The organism is Cutibacterium acnes, assembly GCF_003030305.1.
Lineage (GTDB): Bacteria > Actinomycetota > Actinomycetes > Propionibacteriales > Propionibacteriaceae > Cutibacterium > Cutibacterium acnes.
In genome coordinates, this window is the sequence record NZ_CP023676.1 from 1,398,742 (window position 1) to 1,416,506 (window position 17,765).

The window sequence follows — 17,765 nt, forward strand, 5'->3', positions numbered from 1 at the left end:
CTGACTCGTCAACTTGTCATGACTCGCCACTAAACTGATTAATCAGTTCGGCAGAAGGCCGAGCTATCACGAGGAGGTGCGTCGATGGCCGGTGTGGTGAAGGTCTTCCATTCCTGGCGCTGCGTCAGTGACGCCGTCGTAGCAGCTTTGTCGGAGCCCACCACCGATCCATTCGTCCGGCCGATTCTGGTTGCTCCTGGCAATGCTCAGTCTCGATCTTTGCTGCAATCCCTTGCCCGCCGTCATGGAATCGCCGCCGGTATCGATACAACAACGCCGCTGGGCCTACGAGAACGACTCGAGGAAGATCTCCTGGGAGTCAAGCGGGAAAACGATCCGTGGCAGCCCGGGTCCCTGGCCCTGCGTATATGCCGCGTCATTGAGAACAATTCCCCCGGTTTTGAGGTTGTTTCAGCCCATCTGGAAGCCAGCCGTCGGCAAGGAGTGCCGCGTGCAACATGGACAACTGCACGACAAGCTGCAGACGCGATCTGCGCGCTAGCTCGCGACTCTCACGACGTCTTGAATGCCTGGGCCGACGGTGCCACCCCCACAACTCACCAGGGTGATACTGACCTTGCGGGTGACCCCCTGGATCCCGCCCGCGCGTGGTGGGCCCCGCTGTGGCGTACCCTTCTTGCCGAACCATGCCATGTTCCGGACCCCGTGAGCCGACACCAGCTCCTCGTCGACGCGATACTCACTCAGTCACGATCTGAACCGCCGATCGTGTGGTTTTCATCGACGACCACGGCTCAGCACGACGTCAGCTTGGCGGAAGCGTTGTCGGCCTCACACGACGTCACCATCGTCCATCTCGATCATGGCATTAGTGGTGCGGATCCGTGGCGGACCTTTGACCGGGCGCGCTCTGCCACGACCGCGCGATGGACATCGTCATCGATCTGTACAGCGCAAAGCGCGGTTACCCACCGCAAAGAGCTGCCAACAGTCGAAATACACCAATGCCACGGAGTTGATCGTCAGGCCGAAGTAGTGCGTGATGTTGTATGCGCAGCTCTCGCCGACTACCCAACCTTGGAACCCAGGGACATCGTCGTCATATGTTGCGGGCGCCAGGACACCGCCCACCTTCTTTCCGCTGGGACTTTGGCAGATATCGATCACCCTGCACATCAGTTGCGGTTCACGACCCCTCCGCAACGCGAGCATGTTAATCCCGTCACTGAAGCGGTAACGACCATCTTGGGCCTGGCCTCCTCACGTGCCACGGGACAAGACTTACTCAGTCTGTGCGCCATGCCTGCGGTGCAGACTCGATTCGGATTCTCCGATGACGACCAGGAGGCGATTGAACGGCTGGTGAGCCAGGCCGATATCCGGTGGGGAGTTGACCCTGCCGCAAGGGACAAGGCAGGGCTGGGCCGGATCAAACAATCGACCTGGCTGGCTGGCATCGAAAGGATGATTCTCGCCATCGCGATGTCGTCTACACCACCAACTTATCTGGGGACAGTGACGCCGATTACTGACGTCGGATCGACAACAATCCCCCTCGTCGGGAAACTCGCTGAACTCGTATCCCGAATGCGCAAGGCGTTCCTCGACACTGAAACACCTGCACCGATTGCCACCTGGAAACGCCGGGTCAGCCAGATCGTTGACAACCTTGCTGCCGCTCCCGCAGACGCTCCTCGATCGGCGCTACAGACTCTTGCCCTGCTGACAGGTCTGGAAGGGGTCGCAGAAGACAGAGAGTTTGATCGCCAGGAGATCATTGACCTCCTCAACTGGCTCTCAGGCATCCATCGTGGGCGGCACAGCTGGTTCGATGGATCAATTCAGGTGTGCCGTCCGGGTGAGCTTACCCCCGTCGACCACGAAGTCGTGATTGTCGTCGACCCCGACCAAGAAGCTGTTCATGCCGATCTCCTTCAAGGCTTGCGAGATGAAAACCTCGATCCGGCTGCTAAAGCACGACAAGACCTTCTCGACGTCGCTCTGTCAGCCAGAACCCTCCTGGTCGTCGTGAGGCAGGCGCGCAGCCCTGTGAGCAACCTCACCGTGCTGCCGGGCCCCTTTACGAGAACCCTCTCTCAAGCTCTCAAGGCGCAGTCCGCAACACCGCGTTGCGTTAAACACGGTTTGCAACCATTCTCTGCCGATGAATTCTCTCATCACAGTGATACCGCTTGGAGTGGATTCGACAACACCGCGGCCGCAGCGGCAGGGTGTCATCCTGGATCACAGCCTCGACCCCATCGTGTCGTATTGCCCCCGGTAGCCAAGTTGCCTGAATCCCGGATGTCCCTTATCGACCTCACTCTCGCCCTGTCTCACCCGGCACGGACGCTCTTGCGAGCCCGTGCTGGTGCACCAGCTAATGAAAGATCTACTGACCTTCCGGTCGACCTGCCACTGGCACCAAGCTCATTAGACAAATACTGGATACGTTCCCGGATCCTGGCTGACCTGGAACACGGTTTTCTGCTAGACGACGCCATCAATGCTGAACGGCTCCGCGGCTCTACTCCTCCAGGGCACCTGGGCCAGCACATCGTCACCAAATTGGCTGAGGACGCGATGCAGATTTGTCAGAGGGCCAATCGGCTCCGTGGCGACCAAGACGAGCAGTTCATCGAAATTGACTTCGATCTCGATGAGGGTAACAGCCCCCCATTGCTATGGCCTGACGAACTCATTGTCGATCCCATGCACCCAGTTCACCTGCATGGTCGAGTCGGTGTGAGGAACCATCAGATTGTCCACGCTGTCGCATCCCGGGCGAATGCTAGACCGCTCCTCGACCTGTGGGTCGATCTGCTCGCTGTGACCGTCGCCACTGACGAACCCGGATGGTTTGGAGTCCTGGTCCCGAACGGCGACGTCCTGCGGATGGCTTCCCCAGCGCCGGATCATGCTCGCGACATCCTGGCTGGGCTCGCCCGAGTCGCCTGGTGGAGCAACCAGCAACTCATCCCGTTGCCTGTGAAATTGGCACACGCGCTCGTCGAGTTGTCCCCCATGGCGCATAACGACTATCGCACCGGAGCCAGCGCCCTCCAAGTGCAGTGGTCGCGAGAATGGGATCCAAACTGGGCGGCATTTTTGGGAACCGATGTGGGTGAGCTCATCGCCTGCTGCCATGAGTTAGGTACCACCTTGACGGAACTTTCCGAATGGCTTTTCGATCCGATTAAGCAGGCGTTGAGAGGGGCTGGGTCTTCACCATCGACGATGGCACAGTTTTCGAATTCGGGGAGGAGGGCATGACCACCAACACCTCCTTTGACATCACTCAACCACTGCCACAAGGAACCGTCCTGCTGGCAGCAAGTGCCGGGACTGGAAAGACATGGACCATCTCGGCGGTGTGCGCGAAAGCTATCGCGACTGGTCTGGTTCACATGGAGAACCTTCTCCTGGTGACCTTCAACCGATCAGCTGCCCGCGAGCTGCGCGGACGAGTCTACGAACGCCTTGTCAACACCCGTTTGCTACTAGCAGGCGCCCGGGAACCCTCTGACCCCTGCGATTGGTCGCTTATCCGATGTGGCCAGGCAGGACTCACACGAGTGGAGTCTGCTCTCGATAACTTCGACAGGGCGGTTATCACCACCACCCATGAGTTCGCGTCCCGAATGCTTGTGGAGTTGGGAGTGTTATCAGACCATGACCCGTCCTCAGTGCTGATGACTGATCTTGCCCCCCTAGCAACCGAGGTATCCGATGACCACTACCTGGCACAGTATCTCGACTGTGACCGACCGCCCTCAGTGCGCGACAAACGCGAGCTATCTCGAGATGTCGCGGTGAAATACGGCGAGGTTCCGATCTTCTCCAAGGACGATGCAGACACGCCTGTGCAAGACGTGCTGTGGGCCTTATCAGTACGAGAAGACGTCCGGAGACGCTCCAAATCGCGGTCGGTTCATACTTTTGACGACCTTATTGGCGATCTTGTCAAGGCTCTTCGTGACCCATACCGTGGCCCGTTAGCTTGCGCAACGCTTGCTCATCGGTTTGGACTCGTCATGGTTGACGAGTTCCAAGACACTGATCCCCTGCAATGGGAGATACTGCGGCGAGCCTTCCACGGCCACAGCAACCTTTGGCTGATCGGCGACCCAAAACAGTCGATCTACGCCTTCCGAGGGGCTGACATCCACGCTTATCAAGACGCGGCCCAATCTGCCAGCCATGTCCTTCATCTTGACGTCAACTACCGAACTGATAAGCCCATTGTCGAGGCCGTTAATACCCTCTTTAGCAACGCTCAGTTGGGCCACGATATCTCAATGGAGTTAGTGACGGCCCATCATCAGGAATCTCGAATTAAGACAGCGGCCACCGATGGACCGCGCTACCACTGGTCTCAACCCTTCCAGATCCGCTGCCTCCAAGCTCCTGCCGGCGCGCAGCTCAACACAGCCACCTCCGATCAGTTCGTCACTGAAGACCTCGTTAATCAGGTAATCATGATGCTCGAGGGCGGAACGGTCGTTCAAGATGGCGACGGGTTAAGGCCACTTCGCCCCACCGACATCGCGATCCTGGTGCGAACACGTCGCAGGGGTGCCGAACTTGCGACAGCGCTATCACAGGCCCATCAGCCTGCAGTGTTCTCTGGTGCTTCACCGGTGTGGTCGTCTCAGGCGGCTGAAGATCTTATAACCTTGCTCGAGGCTCTCGAGAATACCGATGAAAGGCTGCGGACCAGATTGTGCCTGTCTGACCTCATCGGTGCAACGCCAGCCGATTTGGCAGCATCCGATTCGCGGGTGCGCTCTGACCTGGCTATTGACCTGGCTCGCTGGTCGAGTACCTGGACGATGACGGGGGTATGGGGAACGGTTGAGGCTGCCCTTCATCGCCCCGGTGTGCTGGTGCGTCTGGTAAGCATGGCAGGTGGTGAGCGATACGTCACCGATCTACGTCAGGTGGCGCAAAAGGCGCATATTGCGGCCTGTGAAGGAAGGTTGACGGCGACGGCAACCGCAGCGTGGATCCGCGAGCAACAGCAACTGGCAGGCGACGACGAACCCCGTCGCCTTGATAGTGACCAACAGGCTGTCATCATCATGACCATCCATGAGGCAAAGGGTCTGGGATTCCCCGTCGTGTTATTGCCTGACATCACCAATGGATGGGCGCCGAAGCAGAGCATCAATGGTCCGATCGTGTGGCACGACGGGCAACGGCGCGTGTTGGACATCAGTTCGCAGGGAACCGATCGTTCCATAGCAATCGAGAGCCACGAAGAGGACGAGCGGGGCGAGAACCTTCGCTTGCTGTACGTCGCCCTCACCCGCGCCCGATCTGCTGTACGACTATGGTGGTCCCCTTGTCCTCTGCGTCATCGATGGTCCGCCTTCCAACGCCTTGTCGAGATGGACCGCACGACGGGCGAGCTCGGCTCAGGCGTTGCCGGGACCGACCCCGGAACTCTCCCCTGGCTCAACTCCGGACCGATTGCGACAGTAATAGCGCCTGCTAACCAGAAACTCCTTACCCGGTCGGTCAGCGCCCAGCCTCGTGCCTGCGTTGTCCCTAGGACGCTGACGCGACCACTCGACACCGCGTTTGCCCGAACCTCATATTCAGGACTGACGGCCAACCTCCACGCAGCCGTGTCAGAACCTATGACTGACGGCCTCATCGATGAACCCGTTGACGACGAGACCGTCGATGACACAGCCCCCGGTCTGTGTGGGTTACCCGGAGGAACCTCCTTCGGCACCCTGGTTCACACGGTCCTTGAGTACATCGACACCGCGGCCATCGACCTCTCCAGCGAGGTACTCTCAATCACCCGCAGAGCCCTTCGAATGTCGCCCTTACCAGACGTCCCGCCATCCGAACTCGCCACCAGTTTGGAGCAGGTTCTTCACAGTGATCTCGGACCCTTGGCCCCGGGCATGACCTTGGCAGATTTTTCCCCGGCGGATCGACTGGCTGAGATGAATTTCGAACTTGCCATGGCCCAGTCCGGACGATCGACCACCATGACAGACCTAGCGTCCCTCCTCTGCGATCCGAGTCTGGTGCCACCCGACGATCCCATCAGCGGCTACGGCGAAATATTGGCCCATATCCCCAATGGCGACCAGGCGCTACGCGGCTTTCTCACCGGTTCGATCGATGCGGTCTTAAGGCGACCCGATGGTCGTCATCTAGTTGTCGATTACAAGACGAACCGAATTCCTGGAGTCCACAAGCTCAGTCCTCATATGTATGACGCACACACGATGAGGACCATGATGTTCAGTTCTCACTACCCGCTGCAAGGATTGTTGTATTCGGCAGCCTTGCATCGATTCCTGGCATCAAGTCTGCCTGGATACGACCCCGCAACCCATCTCGGCCCCATCGGCTACCTTTTTGTTCGAGGTATGGCTGATCGTCCAGTACCCGACGGTGACATGCCTGACGGAGTTTTTACCTGGCATCCGAGGCCTGAACTCATTGAGGCGATCAGCGAGCGATTGGGAGGTCTCCATGACTGACCTCGTCCCGGTAGCAGCAGGAAGTCGGCTCGAGCCCTTCGCCCGAGCCGGAGTCCTCGAGGCCAGCGACATCCATTTAGCCAATCTAGTGTGCCGCATCGGTGGCGAGAGCAACTGCGATGTCAGCCTCGCCATCGCTTTATCATGCCGTGAGCTTCGGCGCGGGTCCGTGTTCTGGGACCCACATGAAATCGCAAACGTCGTCCGCCAGCAAATCCTTGATCCGGCAATTCCAGACATCGAAACCAGCGACCAGGCAGCCCTATTCGCGGAATTGGAATGGCCACCTCCAGGCGAGTGGCTGTCCACGCTAGAGGCCAGTCCCGTCATTGCTGGCCGTGATGATCCGCTCAACCGGTTGCCGGCTCGGCTTGATGATGGCCTGGTCTACCTAGAGAAATATTGGCAAGCTGAGCATGATGTCGCCCGCGATCTCGCTACCCTCGCTGCGGATCCGCCAAGCCAAGGCCCAGTGTCGGCCGACGATGTTGTTTCCAGCATCAGTAATGCCTTAGCAGCATCCGGAATTATGTTGGATCCAGCTCAAGCTGATGCTGCCATCGCCGCAATTATGCACCGAGTTAGTGTGCTTGCAGGTGGCCCCGGAACCGGCAAGACAACTACGGTATGCGCCCTCCTAGCTGCCTTGCAACAGGCTGACCCTCATCTTGGAGCCGTGGCCCTTGCGGCTCCCAGCGGCAAAGCAGCGGCACGCTTGCGTGACTCAGTTTCGCAAGTTTCAGAGCGAATGCCCGATGACCTGAAACCGATTGTTGCTGACGCAACTACCGTCCACTCACTGCTGAAATGGCAGGGGCCGGGAACCTCATTCGGATATGACGAGCAACACAAGCTTCCGTTCGGAGTCGTCGTCGTTGACGAAGCATCAATGCTTTCTCTGCCTCTGGCCGCTAGCCTCCTCTCTGCAATCGGGCCTCAAACTCGTCTAATTCTCGTCGGGGACCCAGGGCAGCTTGTCTCGGTGGACGCCGGTAGTGTCCTGGCCGACATCGTTTCGTCGGCTGATGCCCTCCAAGCGCAGCTTCCTGTCACGATCCTCACCTGTAACCACCGCTCGAGAGGAGATATCGCACGGCTGTCGGAGGCGGTACGCGAGGGAGACAAGAGCACTGCGTTGGACGTATTGGCGACAGCTGCTGGCGTGACACATGACTCTCCTTCCCCCGATAGCATCGCGACGATCAGTGGTCGTCGCAGTATTACGTGGATCGACGCTGACCCGGCGAGTATCACCATGGCCGACCTTCCGGCGGTCGCGGAGGTGATCGCACGCACCGGGGCAAGAATGCTTGAGCTTGCTCAGGCTAGTGCCGACGCTGCTGCTCTCAAACTCGTCGATGCCCACCGGTTGTTGTGCGCTCACCGAGAGGGGCCATACGGGGTAGACGAGTGGTCTCAGCGCATGGTTACTGTACTTTCAGATGTGTTGCCTGGTGTTGGCCAAGGCCGGTGGGTTCTCGGCGAAACTGCAATAGTAACGCATAACCTCGCACAATTGGGAGTCAATAACGGCGATTGCGGGGTCATCGTTGAAACAAGGCCCGTCCCCACGATAGCTCTACCGGGACCCGGTGGAGTCCCCAGACGGTTGCCCTGTTCCCTCATCCCATCGCTGCAACCCTTACAGGCGATGACGATTCACAAAGCGCAGGGCAGCCAATTCACGGACGTAACGGTGGTCCTGCCACCACCCGACTCGCCCCTCCTCTCTCGTGAGTTGCTCTATACCGCCATCACGCGTGCACGTGAACACCTCACTGTGGTGGGCACAAGGGAGTCTGTGGAGAGGGCGATTGACCGGGCTAATGATCGACGTTCTGGGATTCAGCGCCGGTGGGAAGAAAGTCGCACTTCCTGATGAGACCGGAGTCTCAAGGTCGATGGGCTATCACCTCAGTGGGGCCGATAAGTCAAACCCGCTCTCTGGCTCCGGAAGTCGGTGTTCTAACCACGCGTCAATAAGGGCTCTTGCTATGGACAGAGTCGGTGGCAACTGGAGACGCCCAGCATTAACTTGGCCGGATACTTCTTGACGGCTGAGAAAACTAGCCTCCGCTAGCTCGTCGTGGCCGACATCGATGGTTCCGGTCGCCCGAGCTACGTAGCCGAACATGAGCGATCGGGGGAACGGCCATGCCTGCGACCCTATATAGCAGGCCGAGGTGATCGTCAGAGTTGTTTCCTCGGCAACCTCACGTACCACAGCATGCTCTGCTGGTTCGCCAGTTTCGACGAATCCCGCCAATACCGACCTACGATGCGGTTCCCAGGAACGTTGACGGGCAAGCACGATGCGGTCCTCGTCGTCAAGTACTGCGGTAATGATGGCCGGGTCTGTACGCGGGAATACGTAATGGCCCTGGGGACAGACTCGGGCCGGCCCACCGCTCGTAACGCGGGTGGACTGCCCACATCGTGGGCATAACGGGTTGCTCTCATGCCAAGCCAGCGCTGCCACCGCCGACATGACGAGTTCCCGATCAACCGGGACAAGATCAACCGCGCGCACACTCCGAGCCTCCGGACGTGGCTCATTGGTACGACGGGTAAACCAAGGCACCCCGTCGACGACACCAAGCAGTAGGTCGTGCTGATCGTCGCGCTCACCCTCAGTGGGAACCGCGACCACCCTGTCATGAGCCATGACAACCTTGTCGTAGGGATCAATGAGCAACAACGGGGCAGCCGGATCATCCCACCTAGCCCGATTTGCCTTATCATCGTTCCGATCAGCATGGCAGCGGTCTAATAAAGGCCGCCCGAAGATGCGGGAATCACTGATCCTATTCACGCGGCCACTTTATACCCGTTATGAACCATCCGATTATCACGCGTCAGACGCATTCTTCGTCGGCCTGTTCCCGGAAGACGATGCCGTCAAAATAGCTGCTACCTGGTCCGCATCTAAGAGAGGTTCGGCGCTAATAGTCTCATTTGCGCCAACATGATGGAACACCGCCCGCACCCTCGACGGATCAATCCCCCTCGCCTGCGCCCACGCCAACCGGTAGATGGATAGCTGGAGCGGGTCTGCTGAGCGTGGTGGTGAGGTCTTCCAATCAATGACGAGCTCATCTCCGGGGTGATCCGGATCAGCGACAACGGCGTCAAGACGACCACGCACGACCGTCTGACCGATCGTCATAACAAAGGATTTCTCTACTGCCAGTACAGTGGCGCCCGCCCAGCGACTCTCTTCAAAGGCTTGGCAAAGGCTCCGCAGCGCACGGTTCTCGGCACCACTAGGCTCAACTGCGACAGCCTCCTGTGTAATGCTCTCCTCGTCAAGCTCCGCAATTTCCTCGGCATCAAACAGCGGGATCGGTTCTGCAGGCGCGAGCCGTTGGCTCACCCACTCATGGAATGCTGTACCAATTCCAGCTCCTCTGTCAGCTGGTCGAGGCATTGGGCGGCGCAAATCGTCCCGGAACGCCTGCGGATTGGCGTGGAGCCTCACGATCTGCGAGGTAGTCAGGCGCGGTGGAAGCGCCACCTCATCCTGCAGATCGATGTGTCGTCTCGCATCTTTGAGCAGAGTATCAGCGTCAGTCCGCCACGCCTTCACCCGATCAGCCTGTCCAGGATCATCAACGGACCGGGATGTGTTGTCGATGAGGCCGTGACCCACATCCTTAGCGAACACAGGCCAGGGCGTGCCAGCCTGGATATCGTCGTCAGGACGCTCACCAAAGTCCGGCCACACCGTTCCAAGCATGTCGGCGAGAAGGTCTGCATATCGACCTGGCCCTAAACTACCCTTGCGGCGTGGGCGCCATTGATGCCACGACACCACCAATCGTTCTTTGGCACGGGTAAGGGCCACATAGGCGAGTCGAGCCTCCGCCCACTGTGAATCCTCCTTGAGCGCCGCTACGTACGCTTTAGTATCGACGACACTTCCCGATAGTGGATGGCTAATGTCGCTGGCATCTCCTCTAGCGAAGGAAGGCAGGACAGCAGCCTCCGAGGTGAAGTTGTCTGGAGTCGACGTTGACGGAAATACACCTTGAGCCATGTCGGGGATGATGACTAACGGCCATTCCAGGCCTTTGGCTCCATGAACTGTCGACACCGTTACAGCGTCGCGATCGTCGGTAGCGGCTCGGGGAAGCCCGTCGCCAACATCTTCTTCAGCCGCCAACCAAGTGACGATTCCTGCGATCGTCATAGTGGGATCGCTGCGACGAGCCTCACGTATCGCATTCCACAGCGCATCCAGGTGACCTCGCCGTGCTGCACTCCGGTGCGGGTCGTCAGCAGCCATATCGTCGACGAGTCCTGTAATGGCCTCAATGCGCAGAACCAAGTCATCGGGGCTATCCGCCCGGTGCGCGTCAACCTCGACGATCTCGGCACATACCCGTTTCAGGGCACACTGCAGTCGTTCATGACCACCGGGTCGTCCTTCCATCACAGCGTCAGAGAGGTGGATCTCGACATCATCGAGGTCTAGCCCATCGTCCTTGGCCCGAGCTTTCGCCAGAGCGCGGGCGCGCCGATACACCATCGCCAGATCATCCGTACTGAGTCCAAGACGTGGTGCGGCAAGTAGAGTCGCCATCGCCGCATCATCCTGACGATCCACCAACACCCGAAGATGAGCGACCACCATGGCAATGTCCGGGAGTCGAAGCAATCCAGACAAGTTCGCAAATCGCACCGGGACATCACGAGCAGTAAGGGAGTCGTAGAGGTCGGCCACGTCTGAATTACGTCGAACAAGGATTGCGGCATCAGACCAGCGTGCGATGGTGCCACGTTCCTTGGCTTCCACCAAGATATCGGCGCACGCCTGACATTCCTTAACCCAGTCAGGATATGCGGCCACCGTGACCTCGCCACGTCGATTCCCCTCGGGCGCGACAAGCGGCTGCCCAACTGCCACCTCAGCCCGATCGTCAGCAGGGTCATGATCGCCAGACTCCACCGCTGACGACAGCGTTTGTCGCAACTCTTCTGACGCTACGTTCGCCGCATTGATAATCTGATCGGCGCATCTGCGGTTGGTTGCGAGAGAGAGCACCTGGGCTGGCGTCCCTTCCTTATTCGGAAAGCGCCGGTGAAATTCTAAGATGTTACTGGCGGCCGCGCCACGCCATTCGTAAATGGCCTGAAGCGGATCGCCGACAGCCATCACTGGGTGGCCCATGCCATGAGCTGAGTCCGGACCCGAAAATAGGGCAGCAAGCACATCAGCCTGGGCCGACGATGTATCTTGATACTCGTCGAGGAGAACAACACGGTATCTGGCTCTCAGTTCCTCCCCCACTCGCGGGTGATGAGTTACTAGGTGGAGGGCTTGAACCATACGGTCGCCAAACTCGACCAATCCGCGTTCTTTCTTGAGATTCTGATAGGCGGCAACAAGATCAAGGAGTTCTTCGCGTTCATCGACTCGCGAGAGCCATTTATCGATATCAGCGTATCTATCCCCTCCCCTTTTTGTCGGAGCGGCAAGGAGCATCTGGCGCCACCGGGCATCAGCTCTCCTGACCTTGCCCGGACTCGCATCGTGTGAGGCCATGGCTCCAGCCAGTTTCACTACAGCTTGGGCTATGAACGTTGGCCCCATATGGGTAGCGGCCAGCGGAGCCTTGTCAAGTCCCATGACGACCTCCGCCGCGAGCTGGTAAGCCCTGGCACCAGTTATGAGATGTGCCCCCGTGCTAATACCGTCCCAGGCTCCGTAATCGTTTACCAGTGTCCCCGCAAAACTGTCATAGGTCGCCACTGTCGGACGGGGCTGCTCTGACGTCAACAGGCCCACCCGAGTGAGGTTGGATTCAATGCGCTCGGATAATTCCGCAGTCGCCTTGTTGGTAAATGTCAACCCGAGGATTTCCTCCGGGCTTACCAGTCTGCTGGCAACCAACCACACCACGCGAGCGGCCATCACCGTCGTCTTACCCGTGCCTGCTCCAGCTATCACCGCACAGGGTTTGAGTGGCGCCTGAACTGCTCGCTCCTGCTCGGCGGAAATGGGGATGCCTAGCAGCGCTGCCACGTCGACGCCATCAACCGGGGCGTTACCAATCAAGCTCGTCATGGGACATTCCTTCGTCGGTCAGAACCGACAGTCGCCGGATCCATCGGTACCAGCGCGGGGCATCCTGCTCGAGCGGGACAGTGACCGCAGCCCCTATTCGCAATTGCGGGATACTCGCCCGATGTAACAATTCTCAATGCCTTATCGACGCTGGCTTCGACCCAGTTACAACAGCCGTCAACAGGCTCGGCTTCGTCAGGCCAAGGCACATCAACAAGACCACTCTGATAATCGACTTTCGGATTTGCTTGGCCTATACCTGCGCCAATCCGAAGATGTACTAATTCCGCGCCGCTCACCGACGCCGGACCTATGGCTTCGACTCCCCCAGATGCAACGACAGCTTGGTACACACCAATTTGTAGTCGGTGAGATTGTTTTATCTCATCGCTCTGGCTGGTCCCCGTTTTGAGATCCACCACGTAATACGCACCTTCTGCGTCGCGCTCGAGCCGATCGATGCTGCCCCGCACTCGTGCTGTTCCGGAAGGCACCGTGATCGTGCCGTCGACCCGCACCTCAGTTCCGATGAGCTGACGGTTACGTAACTGCAACCACCCGTCAAAGCGCTGCACAGCTGCTTTCGCATCCGCAAGTTCCGCGCTGCGCTGCCATTCTGCCGACAACTCGATTTCAGGCCATGCGGCTTCCAATTCGGCCAGGGCCTCAGGTAGTGACCACTGGTCCATGTTTCCCGCACAGATCCGGTGTACAAGAGAGCCAATACTTGCCCGAAGCGCTGATCCGCTGCTGGCACCGGCACGGCGGGTCATAAACCATCGTCTCGGGCAAGTGAGCAATTCCCCGATATGGGACGCGCTGAGCTCTATCTCCCCGGCCATGTCGGCCTGGCGAGGTACCCCTTGGCGCCACCAGGTCGCCGGGTCAGCTTGTGGCACCAATCGCCGTCCGTGATGCTCCTCGTTGCGCAAATCATCAAGTAGTGCTTGAGCCTCGGCTCGAACTCCCGGCGATTCAGACTCATCAGCAATGACTCGACGCAGCTCGCCGACGAGTTCAGTGAGGCTAGTAAAACTGAGCGAATCCGCATTGTCCTCGATGTGGGAAAGTCCGGCGACCAGCCCCGATGGGCGTTTCCCCTCCTCAGCAGAGTCGACCGAACACAACAGCAGCTGGTGACGCGCCCGTGAACATGCCACGAGTAATAGCCTCGTTTCAGCCCGAAGGTTTTCTGACCATCCAGGCGCCGCTACGAGGCCGTCGGGAGACCAGCGGTCTGCGCGAACAAGGGACCCTGTGTGGTTACCAGCAGGCCAATTACCTTCTTCGAGACCACACACGGTAACGACGTCGAATTCGCGACCTTTAATGCGGTGGGCCGTCACAACGTTCACCCCATCACGGTCCTCATCGGATTCACGTGCTCGGTCAGCTGGGATCTGTTCCTGCCGCACTACTTCGATGAGACGCTGGCCTCCTGCAATTCCCGCCATCGTTTGAGCACTCTCGGCCATGTCAAAAAGAGAGCACAAACCATCCAGATCACGGTTAGCAGTCGAATCTCCTGCCACGGCTCGACTACGCAATGACGCCGCCCACGAACTACCCTGCCATAAAGCCCACAACGCTTCATGACACGTAGCACCAGAGCGCAAGAGATCCGCAGCACGTTGCACCCGCTGAGTCATCACGGCTAGCGGCTGAGCGAGAGCCCGTAAGCCTGGAGGCACTGAGTACACTTCGCATACGGTGTCGAGTTCTGCCGTACTGGCATCCTCGGATCGACTAGCGTCGTCAGTTCGCTCGGACTTCCCAGCTGCCGTGATCGTCGGATCAGCACCGAGCTCCTTTAGCAGCGCCCAGTCGACATCGACGCCGCGCACCAGCCGACACCAGGTTTCTAACCGATGAATAACACTGCGATCGATCCCAGCTAGCGGATTCGACAGCAGTGTTGCAACGTCTCGAGCACTGGGCTGTGCCCCCGATGCCAGAGCCACTGCCATCTCCAACGCATTCAAGATATGCGTAACGGCGTAGATATCCGACAGCGCGTATTCATCACGCGACCTCAGAACCGGAATACCCTCGGCGGCAAGTATCGTCGCAATCACGTCCAGCTCACCGCCGTGGCGTGTGACCACTGCCATACTCCGCCACGCCACACCATCAGCGACGCGGGCATGACGAAGTGTGCCGGCAATCTTTCTCACCAATCGCGTGATACTAGGGGCTCGCAGCGCGGCCACCGTTCCTGCCTCAGTGGAGGTGCTGTGATTAGCACGGCGACGTAACCGACTCGATGAGGGCATCACAGGCATCCCCGTTCGCAAGCTCTCGACAACCTCAGCGATGTGCTGACTGTTGCGATAATTCGTTGTCAGGTGGTGGACCGACACGTCAGGGAACTCGTCGATAACCTCGTCAAGCCTTTCCGCCACTGCGCCGCGGAACCCATAGATCGTCTGGTCGGGATCCGCAGTCAATACACAGGGGACGTGGCATCGCGCGATCTGAGCAAGGAGACGAACTTGGGACGGGTCGCATTCCGTCAGGTCGTCACAGATCAGAAGTTTGATCCGTGATCGCACCTCGACATCAGCTCCCGGCCGAGTTAACGCAATCCGAGCCCGATGAACAGCCTCGGCATAATCGAGTGACCCCTCCAAATCGAGAACATCCAAATAGTCGGCCAGGAAGGGCCCCAACACGCGCCATTCGGGCACCCCCGATGCGGTTCCTGCCTCAGTCAAATCCTGCGGATCACATCCTTCCTGCCGCAGACGCGACGCCATCACCCGGACATCAGAGGCAAACTGAGCCGTACCAGCACAAGTACGTAACTCCTCCGGCCAGTCAGACATGTCTCGCGCCGCGAGCAGTTCCCTCATCCGAAACTCCTGTTCCGGTGCCGTGAGCAACCGCTTCGACGGGGAGGCGACGATACGACGAGCGAGAGCGTGGACCGTCATAACCTGAGGGTCTAGGTGAGCACCTCCGAGTCGACGAACAAGCGCTGTACGTAACGCCTGGGCCGACGGTCTGGTCTGTGCCAACACCAAGACTTCAGACAACCGCCCCCCAAAGGCAACGTGCCGCGCCGCAATTTCGAGGCATACGCTCGTCCGCCCCGTGCCCGGCCCGCCCATGACGAGAACCGTACCGGCGTCATCGACAAGCACTCGAGTCTGGAGGCCATCCCAACCATGCATGACACACATGCCACCACATGCCTCCGACAGGGGGTAGCGAAGCCCGATGCTGATGACACAGAACAGCGTCGTCAGGAGTCATTTCCTAGCCGCAGCTGCCTGCGATATGAAAAAGTGGAGTTGTTGCCTCATACGGATGAGGCACATCCGCGCGCCGAATAGCTCACTATGGACGTGCCGGTAGATGTCCATCCACCACTGGCACACGACCAAAGTGAGCACGATTCGTGACCCCAGGGTCCACGCGGAAAACACCCGCTCAGCCTGAGGACTTTCATGAACAAGTCGGACCAGTCCTACACCGTGACACCCGGTACCGCCGCCACCTTACGAGTGGACCTCACTGACGCAGCTGCAGCGCGTGGAGATGTCGCGTGTGCGTCACATATTGGGCTGCGTCACGAGACCAATCAGGATGCCGCAGCGCTCGGTATCGACGGGTCAGGACATCACATTGTCCTTGTCGTCGCTGATGGCGTGTCCTCGACTGAGGGAGCCGAGGAATGCGCCAGGGTCGCCTCCCACACTGCGCGTGACTACCTCGCGGCAACAATGGACCAGGGCCTGCCGATCAACGATGACGACACCGTCACCTTGTTCGAACGCACCTTTCAGAAAGCCCATGAGGCGGTAGTCAGTGGATCGGGTCCGATCGGTGCGTGCACACTCGCTGCAGCAGTTGCTACCCACGATCGCATTGTCGTCGGCAATATTGGCGACACTCGTACATACTGGTTCCCTGATGACGGCGACCCCATTCGCCTCTCGATTGATGATTCGATGGCCCAGGCCCAAATGGACCTGGGATTGTCTCGGGAAGAGGCCGAGAGGGGGATAGGTGCTCATGCCATCACAAAATGGATCGGCGCATCGGCTACCGACGTTGCGCCTCGTGTCATGGCCTATAAACCTCAGCAATCTGGATGGCTATTGGTGTGCAGCGACGGATTATGGAACCACGTACCGGATGCCGGCGATTTCGCCCGGCTTATGGCCGACCCCGTCAGTAAAGCGCACACTGATGACCACGGCCACGCTTCTCCGGCAGGCGTGGCCGACGGACTTATCGCCTACGCCAATAATTGCGGCGGTCATGACAATATTACGGTGGCTCTGTGGCGCCGGGATTCTTGATCCGACGGTAGGTTGGTACTCATGGAGATTAAGATCGGTATCGTCAACGCCGCGCGCGAAGTCAGCATCGATGCTCAGGAGAGCGCCGAGACCATCGAGCAGCAACTCAGGGAGAGTCTGGCTCAGCCGAACGCCGTCCTCACTCTGACTGATGCCAAAGGCCGCAAGGTCCTCATTCCGGCTCATGGAATTGCCTACCTCGATTTGGGCCAGCCCAATAGCCGTCAAGTGGGGTTCGGAACCCTCTGACCTAAGTCACGACGAAGCTGTGGGAGCTTTCGGAGCGTCCTTAGGGCTCCAAGCCAAGTTCAATCATGCGCTGATCGTGGGCGCCAAGTACGCCGGCCATCACTTCATTGATGATATCAAGATCATCGAATTCACCGCCGCCAGCCTGAGTCAGTGCAGAGGTGAGGCTCTGATGTCGAGCAAAGAGTCGTTGGGCCACTGACAACACCTCACCTACAAGCCGCCGAGCAAAAAGAGAGTCACCAGACTTGTCTTGATGCGCTGCGAGGACCTGGCGCATCGCGGCGTCCCACCTCACCCGGTTTCCAGTACTTCGTCCCAACCACGGGCCAAAGGACCCACCTCTAGGACGAAGCTGGAGCTCAAGATTTGGCTCAACTCGATCCAGGAAGTCGGAAATAAGGCTTACCACGATGTGGTCGCGCAACAGGACCTGCGACCAGTCCTGGGCGGGAACGTATTCCTCCACCGAGCCGATGAGAGGCTCGACCTCAGCGAGGGTTTCGCGGTCTGCGAGCCGCGTCCTAACCTCCGCCAGAATGCGCTGGATTTCGGCGCTGCGATCAACGATGAGGAACCGTTCCGCAAGCCCGGGAGCTAACGCCATGCCGGAAACTATCGCCGAGAATCCATGCAGGGCGCAAGATGCCGAGACAGACCAAAAAATCGTCGCAA

9 protein-coding genes are annotated in these 17,765 nt (G+C 59.0%); 5 read left to right on the forward strand and 4 right to left on the reverse strand.

Going from position 1 to position 17,765, the window contains the following annotated elements; genetic code table 11:
• Positions 1–84 precede the first annotated feature (84 nt).
• Genes CPA42_RS07065 through recD form a run of 3 tightly spaced genes read left to right on the forward strand, consistent with a single transcriptional unit; the run spans position 85 to position 8,346 of the window.
• Complete coding sequence (locus tag CPA42_RS07065) at positions 85–3,234, forward strand: exodeoxyribonuclease V subunit gamma (protein WP_002516399.1); 3,150 nt, start codon at positions 85–87, stop codon at positions 3,232–3,234.
• Positions 3,231–6,467: a UvrD-helicase domain-containing protein gene (locus CPA42_RS07070; RefSeq protein WP_002516406.1), complete on the forward strand. Its 3,237-nt coding sequence runs from the start codon at positions 3,231–3,233 to the stop codon at positions 6,465–6,467. Before CPA42_RS07065 ends, CPA42_RS07070 begins: the two co-directional genes overlap by 4 nt.
• The gene (recD, locus tag CPA42_RS07075; protein WP_002516385.1) at positions 6,460–8,346 is read left to right on the forward strand and encodes an exodeoxyribonuclease V subunit alpha; all 1,887 of its coding nucleotides are present in this window, start codon (positions 6,460–6,462) and stop codon (positions 8,344–8,346) included. The genes CPA42_RS07070 and recD overlap by 8 nt, the downstream gene beginning before the upstream one ends.
• Positions 8,347–8,376: 30 nt before the next feature.
• Here recD and nudC read toward each other — a convergent pair whose 3' ends face one another.
• Genes nudC through CPA42_RS07090 form a run of 3 tightly spaced genes read right to left on the reverse strand, consistent with a single transcriptional unit; the run spans position 8,377 to position 15,716 of the window.
• A complete protein-coding gene (nudC, locus tag CPA42_RS07080) occupies positions 8,377–9,279 on the reverse strand; it encodes an NAD(+) diphosphatase (RefSeq protein ID WP_024513569.1) in 903 nt (300 codons plus the stop codon).
• A gap of 36 nt (positions 9,280–9,315) precedes the next feature.
• Positions 9,316–12,534: an ATP-dependent DNA helicase gene (locus tag CPA42_RS07085; RefSeq protein ID WP_002516422.1), complete on the reverse strand. Its 3,219-nt coding sequence runs from the start codon at positions 12,532–12,534 to the stop codon at positions 9,316–9,318.
• The gene (locus tag CPA42_RS07090) at positions 12,531–15,716 is read right to left on the reverse strand and encodes an ATP-dependent helicase (protein WP_002519435.1); all 3,186 of its coding nucleotides are present in this window, start codon (positions 15,714–15,716) and stop codon (positions 12,531–12,533) included. Before CPA42_RS07090 ends, CPA42_RS07085 begins: the two co-directional genes overlap by 4 nt.
• A 267-nt stretch (positions 15,717–15,983) precedes the next feature.
• Between CPA42_RS07090 and CPA42_RS07095 the strand changes: the two genes are divergently transcribed.
• Both CPA42_RS07095 and CPA42_RS07100 read left to right on the forward strand, forming a co-directional pair.
• Positions 15,984–16,841 carry a PP2C family protein-serine/threonine phosphatase gene (locus CPA42_RS07095; RefSeq protein WP_002516413.1) on the forward strand — a complete coding sequence of 286 codons (858 nt, stop codon included), beginning with the start codon at positions 15,984–15,986 and terminating at the stop codon, positions 16,839–16,841.
• Positions 16,842–16,862: 21 nt separating this feature from the next.
• Positions 16,863–17,090 carry a DUF3107 domain-containing protein gene (locus CPA42_RS07100; protein ID WP_002516412.1) on the forward strand — a complete coding sequence of 76 codons (228 nt, stop codon included), beginning with the start codon at positions 16,863–16,865 and terminating at the stop codon, positions 17,088–17,090.
• Between the two features lie 40 nt (positions 17,091–17,130).
• Here the strand turns inward: CPA42_RS07100 and CPA42_RS07105 are convergent, their stop codons facing one another.
• On the reverse strand, positions 17,131–17,697 hold the full coding sequence (locus CPA42_RS07105; protein ID WP_002519434.1) for a hypothetical protein: 567 nt from the start codon (positions 17,695–17,697) through the stop codon (positions 17,131–17,133).
• Positions 17,698–17,765: the final 68 nt, after the last annotated feature.